This is a genomic window from Pseudomonas sp. RT4P38 (assembly GCF_054897765.1).
The window spans coordinates 2261250-2279732 of sequence record NZ_CM142703.1 but is presented as its reverse complement, the minus strand read 5'-3'; the positions used below and the strand labels follow the sequence as shown (position 1 = coordinate 2279732).

Here is an 18483-nt window from a genome sequence, read left to right as displayed (position 1 = left end):
GGTGGCTTCCTTGTTTCAGCCGAAGGTTGCGCCTTCGGCACCTTAGTCCCTTCCCCCTACCGCGCCTCTCCAGAAATTTTCTCTGGCACAAAGACGCGCAACAGCGAAGGACTCACCCTATGAACCATCCCTTTACCGGTCTTCAGTACGCCAGTGTTTGTAGCGGAATTGAAGCCGTCAGTGTCGCTTGGCAACCGCTTGGAATAACGCCCACCTGGTTCGCCGAGATCGAGCCATTTCCCTGTGCGGTACTGGCCCATCACTACCCTGAGGTGCCCAATCTAGGTGACATGGCATTACTGACCGAGAAGGTGCTTAGTGAACACATTCCTGCCCCACCCATCCTGATTGGAGGCACACCCTGCCAAGCCTTCAGCATCGCTGGATTACGCGCCGGTCTGGCAGATCCGCGCGGAGTGCTCAGCCTCAAATACGTGGAACTCGCCAATGCCATCGACCAAGTCCGCTGCAATCGAAATGAACCTGAATCAATCATTGTCTGGGAGAACGTACCTGGCGTGCTCAGCGACAAAGGCAATGCCTTCGGCTGCTTTCTCGCGGCGCTTGCTGGAGAAGAAGAGGTGCTGGAGCCGCCAAGGAAGACGTGGTCGCACGCAGGTATTGTGCTTGGCCCCCAAAGAACAATCGCGTGGCGAATCCTGGATGCCCAATATTTCGGCGTGGCCCAACGACGCCGTCGTGTGTTCCTTGTCGCAAGTGCTCGACCTGGGTTTGATCCCACCGCGGTACTTTTTGAGCCCGAAGGCATGCGCCGGGATAGCCCGCCGGACCGCTCGCCGGGGCAGATTGCTTCCGCCCATCATGGAACGAGCGCTGATGCAGATGATGGCTTAGAACAGCTTCATGTCTTTACAAACACATACGGGATGGCCAACGGCCAAGGTGGTGCAGAAGCTTCACTGGAGTGCTGCCCTACGCTGACCTGTAATCACGACGTGGCGTTCGTCGTTTACGAACCGGGTGACCTGACACAGAGCGAACCCGTTGGGCACTTGGATACCCTTGAGGGTGGAGTGGCTCGATCCCATCCAATCACACCAGGATCAAGCCACAAGGTTCGTCGCCTGCTCCCGAACGAATGCGAGCGTCTTCAAGGCCTACCCAATGGTTACACCAGAATTGCAAGGCGCAATTACGCGACCAAGCGTGTCAGTCGTAGCCGCCCAAATGATCTTTGGGAGCCCACGGAAACTGGCTGGATGCTGATGGCAGCTGATGGTCCACGGTACAAGGCCATTGGCAACAGCATGGCCGTGCCCTGCCTCATCTGGATCGGAAAAAGACTCCTGGCTGCGCTCTCTAAATAGGGTGTGGTGGTTCGCGGTATTCATCGCTGACAGGTTTGGGCTCGAAGCTCAATCTCTGGGTTCGCATCACTGGTTGTCAATCAGTGCCTGCCCAGGCAGCCGAGGTCTTCAGGGCTGCGGCGTGAATACTCACGTTGACCATGCCAGTCCGCCAAGCATCACTTCTGCGGACGCACGCCTTGAACGGCGTTGATGCCTACCACTCTTCGCGCTCTTCCAATTGGATGCAGCGTTTATCCAGATACCAAGGAGCACCTTATGAAAAATTCCACTTTTTCTCAGATTTTTTCGTCGCCTGCGTCGGGCGTCAAACAGACCGTTCAAGAGCAGGTAGATTTAGCGAGCACCTCAGCTGCATTCCTATACGCCTGGAAACAAGGCGTCAAATTAGCGGGTCCATCCTATTTTGGCGACTGCACAAAAAAAAGTGTAGAAAATGCCAAGTGCAGATGCGACCTACGTCCTGACTTCCTAATGATCAATCACTCCTTCCAGGTACTGAGCACCAATGAACGCATTTTTCTGGCGGCCATGGTCAGCTTTTACGACACGGTAGAAGGCAATGCTCTTCTTAATCAGGTGGGTTTTCTGGGGCTAGCCAATTTGGGGCCTTTAGATCAGGCGCGGCGTGACGTTATCGCTTCGCTGGTCATGCATTATCACGGCTGGTAATCAAGCCATCTCAGTTCATCGGTACATGAGTCACATTCTCTAGTGAGTCATACAACTCACTCACCTATCGGGGGCAAACCTCCCCTGCTGGGTAGGCGCGCCTCCATCCGTTTTCTCTAGCCTGGAGGCACGCATGAACAATGCTAATTCTGAAACTACGTACTTCGATCTTCATATCACTGGACTGGGATATCTCAACCGCATACGCGAAGTGAAACTCAGGAAAGGTGAATCATTTTTAGCCTGTGACATTGCAGCGCTCAATGGTCCTACCGATTCAGCTGAGTACCGACGCTTCGACGTACGAGTTACGGGCGAGGAAGCGCAAAACCTAGTTCGTCGCTGTATGTCAGCTGTTGCATCGGAACAAAAGGTGCTGATCGGTTTTCGCCTTGGAGACCCGTGGGTGGATACCTTTACGTACTCCAAAGGCCTGAACGTTGGACAACTGGGTGTCAGTTTCAAAGCTCGGTTGCTGTTAGTGAACTGGATCAAGATTAATGGCGTTCTAGTGCACAAACGTGAGCCGGCGGCTCAGGACAGCGACAGCGCCGTTGATTCAACGGACACAGTGAGTTCCTCTGCAGCGACTATCGCAGAGCCAGAGCCAGAGCCAGAGCCAGAGCCAGAGCCAGCATTTTGATTACTGATCCTTCAGCGGGTCGTGGGTTTTCTTTTTTGTACTAACCATTAGAAGACGTTTCGTCTTCCAACCAACCCTCGTGAGCCATGTCTCCCGAGGGAGTGTCATGGCCCATATTTGAATAGGAAACAGACCATGATGATTCTCAAATTCGGCTCGTCGCTTAAGCCTTTTTCCGAGCTCGGCGCCTTGGTATTGACCCAAGGTGTGGATGCATTGGTTCGATCGGAACGATTAGATCCATTTCGCTACTTCGGCCGTCACTTACAGGGCGACTGGGGCGACGTCTGCGATGAAGATCGCAGGGTCAACGAAGATGCGTTGATCTCAGGTGAACGGCTGATGTCTGTATATGAGCTCGAACCGGGGCTGACGCTCTGGATCATCACTGAAGCAGACCGCAGTGTGACCACCATTCTCCTACCTGAAGAGTATTGAAGCCCGTTACAAGTAAAGCTACTTACTCATTCTGTCGAACATTCAAACTGTTCTTCTCAACGGTCTCCTCGGAGGCCGTTTTTCTTTTCCGATGTTGAATACGAGCGCTCACTGTTTCTCATTGATGACTGCCTACAACCGTGCAGCCTGCGATGTTCCCTGGATCTCATCCAGGAACCCGGCCTATGCCATCGCTAAATGCCTGCTTCGTGCCCCTGATCTTGTTGAACAGTATGGCGCTCATGGGTTGCAAAAGCCCCCATATGCCAGCCACCGTCCCAACCAGTGAACAATCGATTGCCCAACCTTCAAAAAACTACATTCCCGTTCAGCGCTACGGTCGTTACACCTTGGTCGAGCTTGCACCAGAGGCCGCCCAGCAGAACCTCCTGCTGCAAGTCATCGATATCGACCTTCCCTCTGCCTGGTCCATCTCTGTCGGCGACGCTCTGCACTATGTTCTGTTGCGTTCAGGCTACCGACTTTGCGACACCACACCTGAACTCGCGGTGTTGTTCAATCTGCCGCTGCCCGCTGCTCACCTGAGCCTTGGACCGATTGTTCTGCGCGATGCGCTGCAAATTCTTTCCGGCCCTGCTTGGGCGCTACAGAGCAATGAGCAGCTTCGACAAGTCTGTTTCACTGCGACAGCTAGCGCTAATTCCGAACAGGCTTCTGCGACTAAAACGGCACCTGCGCAGGTGAATCCATGATTTACACAACCTCTTCAAACTCGGAGTTTCGGGCGCGGCTTTTACGCTGGTCGACTCCATTGTGGCTGACGCTGACAACCGTTGTGCTTGTCACACATCAGGCGTCGTTATCGAGACTGGCAGGAAGCGTTCGAGAGCAGGCTGATGCAGTAAAACTCCAATTGCTTGAAGTTCGGCTTATTGAATTGGAGCACTCCAAAATTGATACGTCGCAGAATCCAATTACAGTCACCCAAACTCAATTCAACCACACCAACGATGCTCTCAGCCTGCGTATAGATGATATGCACTCGGCTATTGCTGGCGCCGCAGCAATCGCTGATCTGCAAGCATTGCGGGATCAATTGCAGCAGCTGGAATCCAAACATCAACCGACGCCCCCATCACCTGCACCCAGCCAATTCAAACTCAAACTCAAACCTCGCAAGGCAAGCAAGCCCACTGAACCCTCCTTCCAGATTATCGGACGTGAGTTGCGCGGTGGTGAGCGCTTCCTTTCCATCAACCCGCTCGACAGTCAATCACTGGAGCAGAGCCGGATCATGCGGATTGGAGAAACCTACGCAGGATGGCGGCTTCAGGGTTTCGACGCGCAGGCAGCAGAGTTTGTCGTTGACGGCGAGATACGTCGGCTGAACATTCGATAGGAGCGCTCATGTACCGATTATTACTACTGTCGTCGCTCCTTGGGTCGTTGAGTACGAATGTGCAGGCTCAGGAGTCCAGTTCTAAAATCTCCACAGAAACCGCAATCAAGCTGCGACCTGATGCTCCCAAGGTCTTCGACAAAGCATTGTTGGCTCAACAATGGGGTTTGCGGGAAGAGGAACTCGATCGCTACAGCGCTCTGATGCAAGGACCGCTAGGGATCTACTCCCCTAACCTTGATCCTTTGAGCGCGTTGGGAATTGAAGCCCAATCTGAGACGGAACGGCGACGTTATGCCGAGCTTCAAGTACAGGCTGAGGCTCTGCGAGTTGAGAAGTTGTTGGCTTATCAACGTGCCTACGACCAAGTCTGGAAAGATCGGTATCCCGCAGTGACGCTGATCAATCTACCCCCCATGAGCAGCCCGTTGATGATCAAGTCGGCACAAAGGAAGGCTGTTTTCGTTCAATACGATTGCCCCGACTGTGAACGTACGATCAAGCAGTTGTATGCCTCAGGTATGCCGTTTGATCTCTACGTTGTAGGGAGCCAGCAGGACGATAAGCGTATACGCGTGTGGGCCCAAAAAGCTCGAATCAATCCCATCAAAATCCGTGACGGAACCATCACGATCAATCATGACGATGGACGCTGGTCATCGATCGGCGCTCAAGGTGAATTACCAGCGGTCATGCATGAGGTGAATGGCAAATGGGTGCGTCAGTGAACCCCTGCAGCGCACTACTGCGCTTGCTCAGCTTCGGGGTCTTGATGGACATTGCCCCTGCCGTCCTCGCCTATCCGATCCAGGCGCCTCCACCGGCCTACGGCATTGCCGCACGGCAAGCAGGTGTTCCATCCGAAGTGTTGTTTGCGGTGGCGCTACAAGAAAGCGGCGTTATGTTGCGGGGCCAACGATTACCCTGGCCCTGGGCGTTGAACATTGCCGGCGCAGCTCATTACTTCGCAAACCAGACTGAGGCATGCCGAACACTTGTGCTGGCTTTGAAGCAGCATCCAGCAACGCGTATCGATGCGGGTTTGGCACAAATCAATCTGGGCTATCAGAAGCGATTCTACCGGCATCCGTGCGAACTTCTTACTCCCCACAATAACCTGGCTATCGCTGCGAAAATCTTGCGGGAGCAATACCGCACCGGCGAGGATTGGCTTGAAGCCGTCGGTCGCTACCACCGTCCCGCTGGCGGCCCTTTAGCCGCAGGCTATCAGCACAGCGTCAGCAAACACATGAATCAACTCACTGCTGCAAGGAGCAAAATGCCATGAAACCAAGGATAGCAATCACGTTGGCAATTAGCGTACTGAGCATCAACCTGTGTGTAGCAGACGCACTGAAACCGCAATTTGCAGATGCACGCTACAGCGAAGAAGAGATGCTGCCGGTACGTTCCACTTTATTGTCTCCCGGGATAGTCGAACGTCGCGTGTTGAACGCAACAGGGTTACCGTCGTTCTTTCTGATAGGCGAAGACGCACGCTCTCGGAACTGGCTCAGGCAGCGATTACCCGATCTGATGAAAATGAATGCAGTAGGACTGGTAGTCAACGTCGAATCCAAAGCTGCACTCGACAGTCTTCGTCAGGCTGCGGCAGGTCTCACACTGACTCCTGTCTCAGCTGATGATCTGGCTCAACGACTCAACCTACGGCATTACCCCGTACTGATCACAGCAAGCAGTGTGGAGCAGTAGCTGTGGCGCAATCTCACGCCGTGGAAACCCTGCTCCGGCCGGCCGTTGAACTGTATAGCGTCGCGGCGTGTGGCTCGGCCGCGATTTTGTGCCTGGTAGCGCCATGGTCACTGGCGCTGGACTCATCCATGGGTGCTGGGGCCGCACTCGTTTGTACTGCATTTGGAGCCGTTCGCCTGAAGCAAGCCTGCACGGTGCTGCGCTACCGGCGGCAAATGAGACGTCTGCCCCGTTACGTGATGACCAGCCGTGAAATCCCTGTCAGCAATCATCGGCTGTTTGTTGGACGAGGATTTCGATGGGATCAGCGTCATACCCATCGATTGATGCAGACCTACCGACCTGAGTTCAGACAGTACGTCGAGCCATCGCAGTTGTATCAGATGGCACGCAGTCTGGAAAAACGGCTGGAGTTTGCTCCTCATCCGCTGAGCCAGTTGCCTCGCCTCATCGGCTGGGACAGCCCGCTTAACCCTGTAAGACCATTACCGCCAGTAGGTGGTCTCCCCCGGTTGCACGGCGTCGATCCTCAAGAAGTCGATGTCACCTTGCCCTTGGCCGAACGGGTTGGCCACACCCTGGTACTGGGTACGACGCGTGTAGGCAAGACCCGACTGGCCGAACTTTTTATCACTCAGGACATTCGCCGCGGCGAGGTCTGCATCGTGCTTGACCCTAAGGGTGATGCTGAGCTGCTCAAACGTATGTACGTTGAGGCCAAACGTGCAGGACGCGAAGGTGAGTTCTACGTCTTTCATCTGGGTCAGCCCGCTATCTCGGCGCGCTACAACGCCATTGGAAGATTCGGACGAATCACCGAAGTGGCATCTCGCATTGCGGGGCAACTTTCCGGCGAAGGGAACTCAGCCGCTTTCAGAGAGTTTGCCTGGCGCTTTGTCAACATCATTGCCCGGGCGCTGGTTGAATTGGGACAGCGGCCGGACTACCTGCTGATTCAACGTCACGTCATCAATATCGATGCACTGTTCATTGAATATGCTGCATATTTTTTTGCCCAAAATGAACCCAAAGCCTGGGACGTCATCGTCCAGATCGAGGCCAAACTCAACGAGAAAAACACTCCGCGTCACATGATGGGACGTGAGAAGCGCGTGGTTGCGATCGAGCAATACCTGTCCCAAGCACGGCTGTATGACCCTGTTCTCGACGGCCTGCGTTCCGCCGTACGCTATGACCGCACCTACTTCGACAAGATCGTCGCATCGCTTCTACCGCTGCTGGAGAAGCTAACCACCGGGGACATCGCGCAATTACTGGCCCCTGACTACATGGACTTGGAGGACCCTCGGCAAATTTTTGACTGGATGCAGGTCATCCGCAAGCGAGCCGTGGTTTATGTGGGACTCGACGCGCTGTCAGACTCCGAAGTCGCGTCTGCCGTGGGCAACTCGATGTTCTCCGACCTGGTGTCGGTTGCCGGGCACATCTACAAGTTCGGTGTGGACGATGGGCTGCCGGGGGCTTTGCCCGATAAAAAGATCCCCATCAATGTCCATGCCGACGAGTTCAACGAACTAATGGGGGATGAGTTCATTCCCATGATCAACAAAGGGGGTGGTGCCGGTATACAAGTGACGGCCTACACGCAGACCCTCAGCGACATCGAGGCTCGGATCGGCAATCGCGCCAAGGCGGGCCAGGTCATCGGCAACTTCAACAACCTGTTCATGCTGCGTGTGCGGGAAACGGCCACCGCTGAGCTTCTGACCAAGCAATTGCCCAAAGTCGATGTCTACTCAACGTCGGTGATGAGCGCAGCGACTGACAGCTCTGATCCGCAGGGCAACACAGCATTCACTTCTAATACCCAGGACCGCATCACGACGACCAGCGTACCCATGATTGAGCCGGCACATGTGGTGGCCTTGCCCAAAGGGCAAGCATTTGGACTCATCGAAGGGGGACAACTCTGGAAAATTCGCATGCCCCTGCCCGCTCCTGATCCGGACGAAGTTATGCCCAAGGATTTACAGACAATGGCTGGGTACATGCGCAAGCGTTATGTTCCCGCGGAGGAGTGGTGGAATCCGTTGGCCGTGCAAGACCAGGACGAGGATTTGCCCTTTGATTTGCGCAGTGACTCCAGTTCTTTGGGACTGATTGAGCCAGCCAACTCATGAGCGATCCAGCAGCAACCGCTCGACGTCAGCAGGAACAGCAGCAAGGTTTGCTGATGGGCCTTGTGACATTGCCATTTCGGTTTATCGGCGTGCTCTTTGGGTCTTTGTTGCTCAGCATCATCATCGAGTGCGCAGGCATGCTCTTCGTCTGGCCGGAGGAAAGCTGGCGACACTCTCAGCGCATGTTTGAATTTGAGCTGAATCAGCTATCCGAGAATTTCACTCGCAGCATACTGGTGCAGGAACCAGGTCGCACCGCCCAAAAGCTGGTCGCAATGGCTTACGACGGGGCATTGGTTAAAACCGGGATCGACAAATGGACTCAGAAGGCCTCTGAGAACGTGAAAGCGGTTCAACGCGCAACGGCGCGCGACACCCGCTACTACATCGCTACGGTGTACGCGCATGTAGAAAGCTGCCTCGTCGCTACGGCTTACACCGCGCTCGTCTTCTTGATTCGGTTGTTGGTGCTTACGCTAACGATACCGCTGTTTGCGGTAGCTGCATTTGTGGGGCTGGTCGACGGGTTGGTTGGCAGAGACCTTAGGCGCTTTGGAGCAGGACGTGAATCGGGTTATGTCTATCACCGTGCTAAAGCCAGCCTGAGTGTACTTTTCGTACTCCCTTGGGTTATTTACCTGACGGTGCCCATCAGTATAAGTCCCTATTTAATCTTGCTGCCATGTGCTGCGCTTCTTGCACTTGCAGTAGACATAGCAGCGAGAAGCTTTAAGAAATACATTTAGTGACGACGCGAGATTTTGCGACAGTGTAGTCACCTCAACAAAAAAGGCCCTGATGGGCCTTCTTAGGATAAAAAATTACTGACTGCGCCACGACTCAACAACGTCCGCACCGTGTTCAGTTTTCCACTCTTTCAACTGGCGATGATTACCACCTTTGGTCTCGATCGTCTCACCCGTTTTAGGGTTCTTGTAGACCTTCACATCGCGAGCTTTCCTCGTTCCTTTCTGAGCAACTGCCACTGGCGCGCGGCGACTAGCATGCGGATCGAGCAAATTGACAACGTTTTTGAGGCTGTAGCCGTATTCGGCCAACAAGGCACGCAGTTTCTTCTCAAATTCGATCTCTTTTTTTAGACCGGAATCATTTTTCATCTGCTCCAGCTCAGCCATTTGACTGGCCAGTTGTTGCTCCAACATACGAAATTCAGCAAGACGCGACATGTAACACCTCACATTATAAATACTGTTTCATCATGAGGGTGTGTGCCGACAAAAGCAATATTCAGACACACCCTTAAATCCTGAGACAGTATAAGAAACAAAAAAGTAGCCAGACAAAAACAAACCGGCATCCTCAGTTTCTTATTGATTCAAGCAACAACTTTAGCGCGCTCTAACATTTGCCCACCTCTAACAACCATGGTGAGCTCAAATGATCAGGGCAACTGGTTGCATTCAGCAAATTCCGGCAATCACGCTGACTGCGCTACTCACGGGACTGACTGTTCCATCACACGCCTCGCTTGATCGGGATGACTACGCGCTGATGCTGCGGCAACTTGATGTCATTGACCGTTTGACGTCCCAACTTGCCGCACGGCCCCGCGCCGATCAAAGCCGTTACCACTTCAATCACGAGCGCCTTCGAGCAGACATCCACCGCGTTCGCGCCGGGGTCCAAGACTTCCTGACTCCCACGCGTGCCCAGCCCCGCGATCCCGTCGCTCTGCACGGCGATTACCGCGTTGAAACGGTCGTCGCTCCATGACCAGCGCCCAGATAACGGCCTTCAAGGCAAATGGCGGCTTTGCCCCATCCATCACGGCCTCTGTGCTGATTTGCGCTGTCTTTGCGGTGCTCCTGCTTTGGGGGGCTTGGGCAATGCGCACGGCCTACACCGGCTGGGCCGAACAGCGACTCAACCAGCGGCAGTTCGTGGGCGTGGTTATCCGATTCGCCGCGATGTACCTCGCCCTGTCCTTCTTCCTTCTTTCCTGAGCATGGAATACCCGTATGAAATGGCACTCCCTTCGCTTTCAACTGCTGACCACGACCGCCACATCTCTCACCGCAATACTGCCAACTCTGGCACAGGCCAAAGGCAAGTTACCCACGATGGAAGACCCATCTCGTGGAGCCGGCAAGGGCATCATGGAGACGATGCAAAATTATGGTTACGACATCGTTTTGCTCGTCGCTTTGTTGGTGGTTTCCTCGATGTTTATTGGTGTCTGCTACCACGCTTACACGCGATATTCGGAGATCCACACTGGACGGTCTACCTGGGGCCAATTCGGGCTCAGCGTAGCTGTCGGTGCCATCATGTTGGTCGTCGGTATCTGGCTGCTCACCAAAGCCACTGGGATTCTGTGAGGTTAAGACGCCATGGAATCCAATCAAGATAGTGCACCCGATGGCGCAGTGACGTTTCTGCCCCATCGCCTGAACCGTCAGCCGATCGTCGTTCGAGGGCTGACCGCGGACGAGCTGTGGATCTGTACCGGATTGTCAGCGCTCACCGGCGTCGCACTCGGCATCCCGTTAGCGTACCTGTCGAGCAGCGTCGCCATGATCCCCACCTCAATCGTCCTGATGATTGCCGCAGGTCTCTTTATCGGTGGCGGACTGTTGCGTCGACAAAAACGCGGCCGTCCAGAGACTTGGCTCTACCGACACATGCAGTGGTGGTTAGCCTGCCGGTATCCAGCCCTCGGGACTATGCTCGGGACGCAGCTGATAACCCGCTCAGGATTCTGGACGACACGTCGAGGTGGCGCATGAGCCGCTTCAAGAATGAAGTCATGCACTTGCAAGCGCATGTGAAGACGTTGCGGCTTTGCTCAATGGCATTACTCATCGTGGTGTTGCTGATGGGAGCTGGTTGGTGGAACGCACCGCGTGATCTAACGATCCATGTGCCACCCGACCTGCGATCAGGCAGTACCCGTAAGTGGTGGGATGTACCACCCGAGTCTGTCTACGCATTCACCTTCTACATCTTCCAGCAACTCAACCGCTGGCCTGCTGATGGAGAGGAGGACTACAGCCTCAATATTCAGTCTCTGTCTGCGTACCTGACACCAGGATGCCGGTCGTTTCTGCAAGCGGACTATGAGCAGCGGCGGCGTTTAGGCGAGCTACGTAAACGAGTGCGGGGCCTATACGAAATCCCAGGCAGAGGTTACGGCGACGATCCCGATATGCGCGTGAAAATCGTCTCGAACAGCGACTGGGTTGTCACCCTGGACGTCAACGCTGACGAGTATCACGGCACCGAGCAAGTCAAGCGGGCGCTCGTACGCTACCCCATCAAAGTCGTGCGGCAGGATATCGATCCGGAACTCAACCCATTCGGTCTCGCTCTGGACTGCTACGACGGTGCACCTCAGCGGATCGTTGTGCCTGCCACAACCTCACCTGTGACCCGACCTCCGAATCGCCCATTGGGAGATGCGTCATGAAATCTGTGCTGATCTCTGTGTCGCTGGGACTTGTGTTCACCCTGGGGGCAATTGCCACAAGCCACGCTATAGAAGTGATGCGATGGGAGCGCCTCCCTCTGGCCGTCCCCTTGATCGTTGGGCAAGAGCGCGTTGTGTTTGTTGAGCGTAACGTTCGGGTCGGTGTGCCGGCTTCTGTGGGGGATAGGCTGCGAGTGCAAAGTGCAGCTGGCACCGTGTATTTGCGCGCCAATGAACCTATTGAGCCCACTCGCTTGCAGCTTCAAGACGCAACGACCGGTGAGCTGATTCTTTTGGACATTGTCGCTGAACCCTTCAAGAGCGATCAGTCGCCATTGGAATCAATCAGGATCGTGGAGCAGCAAGCCTCACCACAACCTCCTGGTAATGGGCGCTCTACGAACAATCAGCCACCAGACGAGCCTGCGAAGAAAACACCCCTGCCGGTGGTTCTAACCCGTTATGCGGCTCAGAACCTGTATGCCCCCCTGCGCACTGTCGAGCCCTTGCCTGGCGTTCGGCGCGTCAACCTGCCATCAGATCTATCGCTCGATTTGCTGCTACCCAGCTTGCCTGTTCACGCCAAGGCCCTTTCAGCCTGGCGTTTGGATGATTACTGGGTAACGGCCATTCGACTGACCAATCATGCAAACCAGACAGTCAATCTGGACCCGCGTCTGTTACAGGGAGAGTTTATTACCGCCACCTTCCAGCATCACCACCTGGGCCCTAAAGGCAGCTCTCTGGATACCACTGTCCTCTACCTGTCGACCCGTGGCCACGGCATCGCTCAATCGCTCCTACCCACAATCAGCCCTGTCGACGCGGCCCTGAATCTGCCGCAAACCTCCGCACCAACAACAACCATGGAGGTTCCCGATGAAAAGTAACGGACTGCTCAAATGGTTGATGATCCCAATGGCACTGTTGCTTGTCCTGGTTTTACTGAAACTGTTGCCCAGCAACAGGCCAGCAGCAACTGAACCGGATGACCGCGAGAGCCAACTCACACCAGAAGAAATGAAAGCCCTGGGCATCGAGGGAGACACGCCGAGCGATACCGTTGCCACGTTGGTGGCGCAGGTCAAGCAACTGCGTGGCGAACTGAAAAAAACGCTCACCGATCCCCAACAGCACACGGGTGAAAGCGAGCAGCTGCGCCAATTCGAAAGCACCCTGGAACTGCGCATCCAAGACGCACTGGAAAAAGCGCACGACCGCTTGCAGGCAGAACGTGCAGGTGCTGGCAGCGACATGCCCGAGACTTACAGCTTGCTCCAAGACCTCCAGCGACAACTCGACCACTTGAACCAGAGGGACAACAACCTGGACTTGCCTGTGGGGCTTGGCTTTCAGGAGGGCGACGGACAAAGCTTTGGAACCGGTACACGCTGGGTTGAACCAGACGATGCTAAACCCAAAGAGAACTCAAGGTCCTCTGAACAAGGCTTTAGCTTTCCCACGCGTTTTGGCCCTGCTCAAAGAACACTGGAAGGCATCACTGACTCCATTGCGACAACGGCCTCTAGAGACTCTGGTCTTTCGGTTGCCAAGCCAATGTATACCGTGCCTCCAAACTCAACGCTGATGGGATCGGTAGCGATGACTGCACTCATTGGTCGGGTCCCCATCGATGGCACAGTCAATGACCCCTACCCGTTCAAAGTATTGATCGGTGCCGAGAACCTCATCGCCAATGGTATTGATCTACCCGAAGTCGCAGGTGCAGTGGTAAGCGGCACTGCGTCCGGCGATTGGACACTGTCATGCGTTCGCGGGCACATCCGCTCGATCACCTTCGTGTTTCAGGACGGCACCATTCGAACGGTACCGGGTGAAAGCGGTTCCGGTTCGGGCGCTAACGCTCAAAGCTCTACGAGCAACGGTTCAACCCAAGAAGGTCTTGGCTGGATCAGCGATCGCCATGGCATCCCCTGTGTCAGCGGCGAACGCCGAAGCAATGCTCAGCAATACCTGGGTTCCCAGGCACTGATCACCGCTGCCGGGGCCGGAGCAGCGTCCCTGATCAAGTCCGATGGCACCACCTATATCAGCAGTGGCAATGGATCACAGGGCAGCACCGGCATCTCTGGAAATGAGGCCATGAGCCGAATCCTCGCTAGTGGTGTGCAGGACATGTCGCAATGGGTCAACAAACTCTATGGTCAGGCCTTCGCGGCGGTATACGTCAAGCCCGGGGCCCAAGTTGCTGTTCATATCGAGCAGCCGCTCTTCCTTGACTACGACGCCAATGGGCGCAAGGTCAATCACACGCTTGGAGGTCGCCATGTCGCACCGGAACTGGACTGAAGCGATGACGGCAGTATTGATGGTTGCGACAGTGGCAGGTTGTGCAACCAATACCGAGCAACTGCTTAGCCATGACGACAGCACCATGCTGGATATCTGGAACAAGCAAACCGGTGGCACACAAAACGGGCAAGCCGGCCAAGAGCTCCTGGATGCGCGTCAGGCATTGAGGCGTCCCCTCATGGAACCGCTGACACCTTCGTCAAGCATGCCCTACACGCGAACCGCGCAAAACGAGGTTTATCGACAGTTCCACCGCCTGCCCAACCCGGATTTGGTGATGTACGTCTTTCCACACTGGGCTGGCACAGATCCGGTGCCAGTACCGGGTTACAGCACCGTATTCCCCCTGTATCAGCGCGTGCAATACGCCATGCCCGGCGAACGTCTGGAGGACTACTGATGACGTGGCTTCCCTTATGGAAAGGCAAAGTCGACTCCGAAGAAACGCAGGAGCCCGGCGCGTGGGAACGGCATATCGCTCATTTAGCGGCTAACGGCATTCCGGAACCCGGACTGCTGCAAGGCAAACCCGTCACTAAGGCCGACGACCATGCCTTCTACGACACGGCCCCCTCCTTCGTAGACAGGCTCCCCTGGGTTGAATTTTTGCCTCAGTCGCAATGCCTTTTGTTGGAAGACGGCACCTCTGTCGCAGCGTTCTTTGAACTGACGCCACTGGGTACCGAAGGCCGAGAAACCGCCTGGCTGCTCCAAGCCCGCGACACGCTGGAAAATGTTCTGCAAGACAGCTTCGACGAATTGGATGACAACCCCTGGGTGGTCCAGCTCTACGCTCAGGATGAAACCAACTGGGACAGCTATCTGCGAACGCTAAAGCAATACGTGCAACCGCGAGCCCGTGACACGGCTTTCAGCGAGTTCTATCAGCGCTTTTTCGCTCATCACTTGAAGGCGATCGCCAAACCCGGCGGCCTGTTCGAAGACACCAAACTCACTCGTTTACCCTGGCGCGGACAAAGTCGTCGCGTGCGGATGGTGGTCTATAGACGATCAACGACTACCGCGGCTTCACGTCGAGGGCTGTCCGCAGAACAGGCGCTGTCAAATGTTTGTGAGCGACTGACAGGCGGCCTTGCAAGCGCAGGCATCAAAACCCGACGCCTGGGTGCTTCTGACATTCACGACTGGTTGCTGCGCTGGTTCAATCCGTGCCCCGCGTTGTTGGGCCCCTCGGCAGATGATCGCGAGCGTTTCTATCAGTTGAGCAGTTACCCCACGGAGACCGAGCCTGGTGAGATAGAACTGGCCAGTGGTACCGATTTCTCACAACGCCTGTTCTTCAGCCAACCCCGTTCCGATGTTGCACAAGGCGCGTGGTACTTCGATGGTATGCCCCATCGAGTTATGTTGATGGACCGGCTGCGCAACGTGCCCAATACGGGTCACCTGACCGGTGAGACGCGTAAGGGCGATGCGGTCAATACCTACTTCGATCAGATGCCCGAAGACACAATGATGTGCCTGACGCTGGTCGCCACTCCTCAGGACGTGCTGGAAGCACACCTCAATCACTTGAGCAAAAAGTCTGTGGGCGAAACGCTCTCCTCTGAGCAGACGCGACAAGATGTCCATCAAGCCCGTTCGATCATTGGGAGTTCCCACAAGCTCTATCGCGGCGCGATTGCCTTCTACCTGCGCGGTAAAGATATCGCTGAACTGGACGCCAAAGGGATGCAGCTGGCCAACGTCATGCTCAATGCAGGCTTACAGCCAGTGCGTGAAGACGATGAAGTCGCGCCGCTCAACAGTTATTTGCGCTGGTTGCCGTGCGTGTTTGATCCCTCAAGCGATAAACGTCAGTGGTACAGCCAATTGATGTTTGCTCAACACGCTGCCAACCTCGCGCCCGTGTGGGGGCGTAGTCAGGGAACGGGACACCCGGGAATCACCTTCTTCAACCGAGGTGGAGGCACCCTCTCCTTCGATCCTCTGAATCGGCTCGACCGTCAGATGAATGCGCACCTGTTCCTATTCGGTCCTACCGGCTCGGGCAAGTCAGCCACCCTCAACAACCTGCTGAACCAGATCACCGCCATCTACCGGCCAAGAATATTCATCGTCGAGGCGGGTAACTCCTTCGGCCTCTTCGGCGACTTTGCCAAACGCCTTGGGTTGAGCGTGCACCACATTAAACTGTCACCGGGTGCCGGCGTCAGCCTGGCGCCCTTCGCGGATGCCAGTCGACTGGTGGAAACACCGGATGAAATAGAGACACTCGACGCAGACCAACTCGACGAATCCTCGATTCAATACGAAGGTGACGAGCAACGGGATGTCTTGGGCGAGCTGGAAATTACTGCCCGCCTGATGATCACCGGAGGCGAAGAAAAAGAAGAGGCACGGCTAACCCGTGCTGACCGCAGCCTGATTCGGCAGAGCATTCTGGACGCGGCGCAATGTTGCAACGATGAGCATCGACCCGTGCTGACTCAGGATGTACGGGATGCGTTGTATAAGCGAGGCAGTGACAAGGCGCTACCAGAAGCTCGGCGAACACGGCTGCTGGAAATGGCCGAGGCCATGGACCTCTTCTGCCAGGGGCTGGACGGAGAACTGTTCAATCGCCCTGGCACGCCTTGGCCGGAAGCCGATATCACCATCGTCGATCTGGCGACCTTCGCTCGTGAGGGCTACAACGCTCAACTCTCCATCGCTTATCTGTCGCTGCTCAACACCGTCAACAACATCGCTGAGCGAGACCAGTTTCTTGGACGGCCAATTATCAACGTCACCGACGAAGGACACATCATCACCAAGAACCCTCTGCTCGCTCCCTACGTGGTGAAAATCACCAAGATGTGGCGAAAACTGGGGGCCTGGTTTTGGTTGGCCACGCAGAACATCGACGACCTGCCCAAGGCAGCCGAACCCATGCTGAACATGATCGAATGGTGGATCTGTCTCAGCATGCCGCCAGATGAGGTGGAGAAAATCTCTCGGTTCAGAGAGCTCAGCCCTGCCCAAAAAGCGCTGATGATGTCGGCGCGCAAAGAAGCCGGGAAATACTGCGAAGGTGTCGTGCTTTCGAAATCGATGGAGGCGCTTTTCCGCGCAGTGCCGCCGAGCTTGTATCTGGCCATGGCCATGACTGAGCCAGAAGAAAAAGCAGCCCGTTTCAAGCTGATGCAGGAGCACGGCATCAGTGAACTGGATGCGGCGATACGTATGGCTGAAGACATCGATCGCGCCCGAGGAATTGAGCCCCTACGGTTCAGCAATAGCGATTAGGGTCCACTATTCTAGACACCAATCAGTGCATGAGAATTTCATGCTCTTAATCAAATCAGATGGTAGAGGCGCGATTTCTATTTGAACATCCGAGGGTCATACATGAAGTCGAACACATCGATCACCTTAATCTCGCTCAACGCCGGGTGATTAGGATTAATCACAACGTTGCGCTCCAGGGCTAGTACGGCAGAAGGCACGATCAGTCCCAGGTGTGTGTTTGCTTTCAACCAGGTGGTTCCAAAATCCATACTTGGTCGGTCTGCCGGGAGACTCGCCCAACCGTTTGGCAAGGCTTTTGGATCAGGCTCCAAATAAAGCGCGGTATCGGTGGGCAGTTCGAAGCAGGTGATCTTCATCGGGAACATAGGCTCCCCCCCCGCATGCACGAAAGTTTCCAAACAGCAGATTGCTGGAGTCAGTCCCATGTAAACGGCCGGCACATCCTGATCATTCCATCTCCCTCCTTCAATAGCTGCCCCCATACCCGATAGATCGGTCGCACGTTTCGACTTTGCGACTCTCCATACCCTCATCAGGCTGCGCCCCCCCACTCCAGAGCTTGAAGGACACGGCGAACTTGCTTAGCTCCTATCTCTGTTTCGCAAAGCATTATGGGTGCGCTACCGCCGAGGGCTTTGTTTGGCTTTGACATCCATTGCGCGGCGTTCTCTTTACTCTCAAACACCTCTTCGGCCAGGTGAGAGACAGTGGCAATGCGATCCAGGCGTTCGGAGGCAACTGGATCAAGATTCTTATGCTCACGCCGACGCCTTTCGAGCGTAGAGGTGGACGCATTCAGCAGTATTTCTACGTTGCGCTCTTGAAGGTCGAAGGTCAGGCGGAAAGCTTGAACAAGGGATGCAGGAAACCCTACCTTTATCTGGTGAATCCGTTCCGAGTCCTTGAGCAATTCCCGATTACAACTGAAAAGCCAAAATGCAGCGGTACCTTCCTCACGAGGATCATCTCTTTTTTTTGCCGGACGCCGAGCAGCTCCTGGGGTGACCATCAACACTTCCTCCAAATGAATAAATTTTCTCGTCAAATGAACTATATGCCAACTATCAACCGAGAGAAACTGCCATTAAGCAGCTTCTGCGATTAGGGCGATCTTTCCATGCCACCGTAGATCTCAGCACCTAGCCGGATTAGGAGAGCTTGCATGCCGGGCGTACAAAAAAACCCGCGATTGCGGG

At 55.1% G+C, this 18483-nt stretch carries 22 protein-coding genes and 1 pseudogene; 20 read left to right on the top strand and 3 right to left on the bottom strand.

Going from position 1 to position 18483, the window contains the following annotated elements; all coding sequences use genetic code 11:
- Window positions 1–119: 119 nt before the first annotated feature.
- The 11 genes and pseudogenes from ACYZT7_RS10630 to ACYZT7_RS10580 form a co-directional block, all read left to right on the top strand.
- Window positions 120–854 (top strand): annotated as a pseudogene (locus tag ACYZT7_RS10630) (DNA cytosine methyltransferase); the annotation flags it as partial.
- 732 nt (window positions 855–1586) lie between these two features.
- On the top strand, window positions 1587–2000 hold the full coding sequence (locus ACYZT7_RS10625; RefSeq protein WP_462040984.1) for a hypothetical protein: 414 nt from the start codon (window positions 1587–1589) through the stop codon (window positions 1998–2000).
- A 133-nt stretch (window positions 2001–2133) separates the two neighbouring features.
- Entirely contained in the window at window positions 2134–2643 is a 510-nt protein-coding gene (locus ACYZT7_RS10620) for an STY4534 family ICE replication protein (protein ID WP_462040983.1), read from the top strand.
- Window positions 2644–2778: 135 nt separating this feature from the next.
- Window positions 2779–3081 (top strand): hypothetical protein, encoded by a 303-nt coding sequence (locus tag ACYZT7_RS10615; RefSeq protein ID WP_462040982.1) that lies wholly within the window; start codon window positions 2779–2781, stop codon window positions 3079–3081.
- 185 nt (window positions 3082–3266) lie between these two features.
- A complete protein-coding gene (gene pilL2, locus ACYZT7_RS10610; RefSeq protein ID WP_462040981.1) occupies window positions 3267–3794 on the top strand; it encodes a PFGI-1 class ICE element type IV pilus protein PilL2 in 528 nt (175 codons plus the stop codon).
- The gene (locus tag ACYZT7_RS10605) at window positions 3791–4441 is read left to right on the top strand and encodes a hypothetical protein (RefSeq protein ID WP_462040980.1); all 651 of its coding nucleotides are present in this window, start codon (window positions 3791–3793) and stop codon (window positions 4439–4441) included. Before pilL2 ends, ACYZT7_RS10605 begins: the two co-directional genes overlap by 4 nt.
- Window positions 4442–4449: 8 nt before the next feature.
- Entirely contained in the window at window positions 4450–5169 is a 720-nt protein-coding gene (locus ACYZT7_RS10600) for a TIGR03759 family integrating conjugative element protein (RefSeq protein WP_462040979.1), read from the top strand.
- Between the two features lie 44 nt (window positions 5170–5213).
- The gene (locus ACYZT7_RS10595) at window positions 5214–5729 is read left to right on the top strand and encodes a transglycosylase SLT domain-containing protein (RefSeq protein WP_462040978.1); all 516 of its coding nucleotides are present in this window, start codon (window positions 5214–5216) and stop codon (window positions 5727–5729) included.
- Window positions 5726–6154: an integrating conjugative element protein gene (locus tag ACYZT7_RS10590; RefSeq protein WP_462040977.1), complete on the top strand. Its 429-nt coding sequence runs from the start codon at window positions 5726–5728 to the stop codon at window positions 6152–6154. Before ACYZT7_RS10595 ends, ACYZT7_RS10590 begins: the two co-directional genes overlap by 4 nt.
- 2 nt (window positions 6155–6156) lie before the next feature.
- Entirely contained in the window at window positions 6157–8295 is a 2139-nt protein-coding gene (gene traD / locus ACYZT7_RS10585) for a type IV conjugative transfer system coupling protein TraD (RefSeq protein ID WP_462040976.1), read from the top strand.
- Window positions 8292–9041 carry a TIGR03747 family integrating conjugative element membrane protein gene (locus ACYZT7_RS10580; RefSeq protein WP_462040975.1) on the top strand — a complete coding sequence of 250 codons (750 nt, stop codon included), beginning with the start codon at window positions 8292–8294 and terminating at the stop codon, window positions 9039–9041. Before traD ends, ACYZT7_RS10580 begins: the two co-directional genes overlap by 4 nt.
- A gap of 75 nt (window positions 9042–9116) precedes the next feature.
- On the opposite strand, the gene ACYZT7_RS10575 is transcribed toward ACYZT7_RS10580, so the two are convergent.
- Window positions 9117–9482, bottom strand: a complete 366-nt coding sequence (locus ACYZT7_RS10575) for a histone-like nucleoid-structuring protein, MvaT/MvaU family (RefSeq protein WP_462040974.1) — start codon at window positions 9480–9482, stop codon at window positions 9117–9119.
- A 211-nt stretch (window positions 9483–9693) separates the two neighbouring features.
- On the opposite strand from ACYZT7_RS10575, the gene ACYZT7_RS10570 reads away from it, so the two are divergent.
- From ACYZT7_RS10570 to ACYZT7_RS10530, 9 genes are read left to right on the top strand one after another with little or no spacing between them, the layout of a single operon-like run.
- A complete protein-coding gene (locus ACYZT7_RS10570; RefSeq protein ID WP_462040973.1) occupies window positions 9694–10029 on the top strand; it encodes an integrative conjugative element protein, RAQPRD family in 336 nt (111 codons plus the stop codon).
- Window positions 10026–10259: a TIGR03758 family integrating conjugative element protein gene (locus ACYZT7_RS10565; RefSeq protein ID WP_462040972.1), complete on the top strand. Its 234-nt coding sequence runs from the start codon at window positions 10026–10028 to the stop codon at window positions 10257–10259. Before ACYZT7_RS10570 ends, ACYZT7_RS10565 begins: the two co-directional genes overlap by 4 nt.
- Before the next feature lie 15 nt (window positions 10260–10274).
- Window positions 10275–10634, top strand: a complete 360-nt coding sequence (locus ACYZT7_RS10560; protein ID WP_462040971.1) for a TIGR03745 family integrating conjugative element membrane protein — start codon at window positions 10275–10277, stop codon at window positions 10632–10634.
- A gap of 12 nt (window positions 10635–10646) precedes the next feature.
- Entirely contained in the window at window positions 10647–11042 is a 396-nt protein-coding gene (locus ACYZT7_RS10555; RefSeq protein ID WP_462040970.1) for a TIGR03750 family conjugal transfer protein, read from the top strand.
- Window positions 11039–11722, top strand: coding sequence for a PFL_4703 family integrating conjugative element protein (locus ACYZT7_RS10550; RefSeq protein ID WP_462040969.1), 684 nt, complete (start codon window positions 11039–11041; stop codon window positions 11720–11722). Before ACYZT7_RS10555 ends, ACYZT7_RS10550 begins: the two co-directional genes overlap by 4 nt.
- Window positions 11719–12612, top strand: a complete 894-nt coding sequence (locus ACYZT7_RS10545; protein ID WP_462040968.1) for a TIGR03749 family integrating conjugative element protein — start codon at window positions 11719–11721, stop codon at window positions 12610–12612. The genes ACYZT7_RS10550 and ACYZT7_RS10545 overlap by 4 nt, the downstream gene beginning before the upstream one ends.
- Window positions 12602–14032, top strand: a complete 1431-nt coding sequence (locus ACYZT7_RS10540; protein ID WP_462040967.1) for a TIGR03752 family integrating conjugative element protein — start codon at window positions 12602–12604, stop codon at window positions 14030–14032. The genes ACYZT7_RS10545 and ACYZT7_RS10540 overlap by 11 nt, the downstream gene beginning before the upstream one ends.
- A complete protein-coding gene (locus tag ACYZT7_RS10535; RefSeq protein WP_462040966.1) occupies window positions 14010–14435 on the top strand; it encodes a TIGR03751 family conjugal transfer lipoprotein in 426 nt (141 codons plus the stop codon). Before ACYZT7_RS10540 ends, ACYZT7_RS10535 begins: the two co-directional genes overlap by 23 nt.
- Complete coding sequence (locus ACYZT7_RS10530; protein ID WP_462040965.1) at window positions 14435–17284, top strand: conjugative transfer ATPase; 2850 nt, start codon at window positions 14435–14437, stop codon at window positions 17282–17284. The genes ACYZT7_RS10535 and ACYZT7_RS10530 overlap by 1 nt, the downstream gene beginning before the upstream one ends.
- 77 nt (window positions 17285–17361) lie before the next feature.
- On the opposite strand, the gene ACYZT7_RS10525 is transcribed toward ACYZT7_RS10530, so the two are convergent.
- Together ACYZT7_RS10525 and parS are read right to left on the bottom strand one after the other, a co-directional pair.
- Entirely contained in the window at window positions 17362–17820 is a 459-nt protein-coding gene (locus ACYZT7_RS10525) for an RES family NAD+ phosphorylase (RefSeq protein WP_462040964.1), read from the bottom strand.
- Window positions 17820–18296 carry a type II RES/Xre toxin-antitoxin system antitoxin gene (gene parS, locus ACYZT7_RS10520; RefSeq protein WP_462040963.1) on the bottom strand — a complete coding sequence of 159 codons (477 nt, stop codon included), beginning with the start codon at window positions 18294–18296 and terminating at the stop codon, window positions 17820–17822. Before parS ends, ACYZT7_RS10525 begins: the two co-directional genes overlap by 1 nt.
- Between the last annotated feature and the right edge of the window lie 187 nt (window positions 18297–18483).

Coding starts and splice junctions, on each gene's coding strand:
- ACYZT7_RS10545 (WP_462040968.1), top strand. CDS start 11,719: ATGAAATCTGTGCTGATCTCTGTGTCGCTGGGACTTGTGTTCACCCTG.
- ACYZT7_RS10605 (WP_462040980.1), top strand. CDS start 3,791: ATGATTTACACAACCTCTTCAAACTCGGAGTTTCGGGCGCGGCTTTTA.
- parS (WP_462040963.1), bottom strand. CDS start 18,296: ATGGTCACCCCAGGAGCTGCTCGGCGTCCGGCAAAAAAAAGAGATGAT.
- ACYZT7_RS10530 (WP_462040965.1), top strand. CDS start 14,435: ATGACGTGGCTTCCCTTATGGAAAGGCAAAGTCGACTCCGAAGAAACG.
- ACYZT7_RS10565 (WP_462040972.1), top strand. CDS start 10,026: ATGACCAGCGCCCAGATAACGGCCTTCAAGGCAAATGGCGGCTTTGCC.
- ACYZT7_RS10560 (WP_462040971.1), top strand. CDS start 10,275: ATGAAATGGCACTCCCTTCGCTTTCAACTGCTGACCACGACCGCCACA.
- ACYZT7_RS10625 (WP_462040984.1), top strand. CDS start 1,587: ATGAAAAATTCCACTTTTTCTCAGATTTTTTCGTCGCCTGCGTCGGGC.
- ACYZT7_RS10615 (WP_462040982.1), top strand. CDS start 2,779: ATGATGATTCTCAAATTCGGCTCGTCGCTTAAGCCTTTTTCCGAGCTC.
- ACYZT7_RS10595 (WP_462040978.1), top strand. CDS start 5,214: ATGGACATTGCCCCTGCCGTCCTCGCCTATCCGATCCAGGCGCCTCCA.
- ACYZT7_RS10575 (WP_462040974.1), bottom strand. CDS start 9,482: ATGTCGCGTCTTGCTGAATTTCGTATGTTGGAGCAACAACTGGCCAGT.
- ACYZT7_RS10580 (WP_462040975.1), top strand. CDS start 8,292: ATGAGCGATCCAGCAGCAACCGCTCGACGTCAGCAGGAACAGCAGCAA.
- pilL2 (WP_462040981.1), top strand. CDS start 3,267: ATGCCATCGCTAAATGCCTGCTTCGTGCCCCTGATCTTGTTGAACAGT.
- ACYZT7_RS10525 (WP_462040964.1), bottom strand. CDS start 17,820: ATGAGGGTATGGAGAGTCGCAAAGTCGAAACGTGCGACCGATCTATCG.
- ACYZT7_RS10550 (WP_462040969.1), top strand. CDS start 11,039: ATGAGCCGCTTCAAGAATGAAGTCATGCACTTGCAAGCGCATGTGAAG.
- ACYZT7_RS10570 (WP_462040973.1), top strand. CDS start 9,694: ATGATCAGGGCAACTGGTTGCATTCAGCAAATTCCGGCAATCACGCTG.
- ACYZT7_RS10535 (WP_462040966.1), top strand. CDS start 14,010: ATGTCGCACCGGAACTGGACTGAAGCGATGACGGCAGTATTGATGGTT.
- ACYZT7_RS10620 (WP_462040983.1), top strand. CDS start 2,134: ATGAACAATGCTAATTCTGAAACTACGTACTTCGATCTTCATATCACT.
- ACYZT7_RS10600 (WP_462040979.1), top strand. CDS start 4,450: ATGTACCGATTATTACTACTGTCGTCGCTCCTTGGGTCGTTGAGTACG.
- ACYZT7_RS10540 (WP_462040967.1), top strand. CDS start 12,602: ATGAAAAGTAACGGACTGCTCAAATGGTTGATGATCCCAATGGCACTG.
- ACYZT7_RS10590 (WP_462040977.1), top strand. CDS start 5,726: ATGAAACCAAGGATAGCAATCACGTTGGCAATTAGCGTACTGAGCATC.
- ACYZT7_RS10555 (WP_462040970.1), top strand. CDS start 10,647: ATGGAATCCAATCAAGATAGTGCACCCGATGGCGCAGTGACGTTTCTG.